Source organism: Micromonospora foliorum (assembly GCF_022229015.1).
GTDB lineage: Bacteria > Actinomycetota > Actinomycetes > Mycobacteriales > Micromonosporaceae > Micromonospora > Micromonospora foliorum.
Genome location: NZ_JAKKFF010000426.1, coordinates 1 through 1,509 on the forward strand (window position 1 = coordinate 1; position 1,509 = coordinate 1,509).

The window sequence follows — 1,509 nt, forward strand, 5'->3', positions numbered from 1 at the left end:
GAGGTGGTCGGCGAGGCTGCCGACGGCGACGCCGCGGTGCGCCTGTGCCGGGAGCTGCGCCCCGACGTGGCGGTGCTGGATGTGCGGATGCCGCACCGGGACGGGATCTCCGCGACCCGGGCGATCGTCACCGACGGGCTCGCCGACGTGCTGGTGCTCACCACCTTCGACCTGGACGAGTACGTCTTCGGGGCGTTGCGGGCCGGCGCGGCCGGGTTCCTGCTCAAGGACACCGACGCCGACGGCCTGGTCAGCGCGGTGCGGGCGGTGGCGCGGGGCGACGGGTTCATCGCCCCCGCGGTGACCCGCCGGCTGATCACCGCGTTCGCGGCCACCGCGCCGGGCGCGTCGGCGGACACCAGGGCCGCGCTGGGCACCCTCACCCCACGCGAGCGCGACGTGCTGGCCTGCCTCGGGTTGGGCCTGTCCAACCAGCAGATCGCCGACCGGCTGGTGCTGGCGGAGAGCACCACCAAGACCCATGTGAGCCGGATCCTCGCGAAGCTGGGCCTGCGCAGCCGCGTGCAGGCCGCGATCCTGGCCCAGGAGTTGGGCCTGCTCCCTCCCCCGCACCAGTGAGACGGGCTCCGATGGTGGCCGGCGGACCGGTGCCGACGTGGTTGGCCTGCTCACGACGTGTCAGGCTAGGGCGGTGAGCACGCCGGGCGGTGGGGAGCTGTCGGCCACGCTGCGCCGGATCGAACGATCGGCGGGGGCGTTGGCCACCTCCAGTGTGGCCCGGATGGACGAGACGCTGCCCTGGTTCCGGGCGCTGCCGGCCGATCAGCGCTCCTGGGTGATGCTTGTCGCCCAGGCGGGCGCGAGGTCGCTGGTGCAGTGGCTGCGCGATGGCGGCGGCACGGCGGACAGCACCCAGGAGGTCTCGGACGAGGTCTTCGCCGCCGCCCCGCAGGCGCTGGCCCGGTCGATCACCCTTCAGCAGACCGTGGCGTTGATCAAGGTGACGATCGACGTGGTCGAGGAGCAGGTGTCGCACCTGGCCGCCGAGGGCGAGGAGCAGCAACTACGCGAGGCGGTGCTGCGCTTCTCCCGGGAGATCGCGTTCTCCGCCGCCCGGGTGTACGCGCGGGCCGCCGAGTCGCGCGGCGCCTGGGACGCCCGGTTGCAGGCGCTGCTCGTCGACGCGCTGTTGCGCGGTGACTCGCCGGACGTCCTGGCCAGTCGGGCCGCCGCGCTCGGCTGGGCGGACGCCCCGCCGGTGGCGGTGGCGGTCGGTCGGTCGCCCGGTGGCGAGGTCTCCGCGGTGCTGCACGTGGTCTACCGACAGGCCCGCCGGATCGGCGTGGAGGTGATCGGCGGCGTCCACGGCGACCGGCTGGTGATCGTGCTGGGCGGGGCACCGGACCCGCTGACCGCCACGGCGAAGCTGCTGAGCGCGTTCGGGGACGGCCCGGTCGTGGTCGGTCCCGCCGTACCGAGCCTGGACGAGGCGACCGAGTCGGCGCGGGCCGCGCTCTCCGGCTTTCGGGCCGCACCGGCCTGGCCCGG

The 1,509-nt window shown here is 74.9% G+C and carries 2 protein-coding genes; both read left to right on the top strand.

Features of this window, described 5'->3' with window-relative positions:
* The coding region (locus tag PSH25_RS26545) for a LuxR C-terminal-related transcriptional regulator (RefSeq protein WP_238661633.1) at positions 1 to 579 on the top strand (579 nt) is incomplete at its 5' end.
* A 37-nt stretch (positions 580 to 616) separates the two neighbouring features.
* On the top strand, positions 617 to 1,509 hold an 893-nt coding region (locus tag PSH25_RS26550), incomplete at its 3' end, for a PucR family transcriptional regulator (protein WP_238661634.1).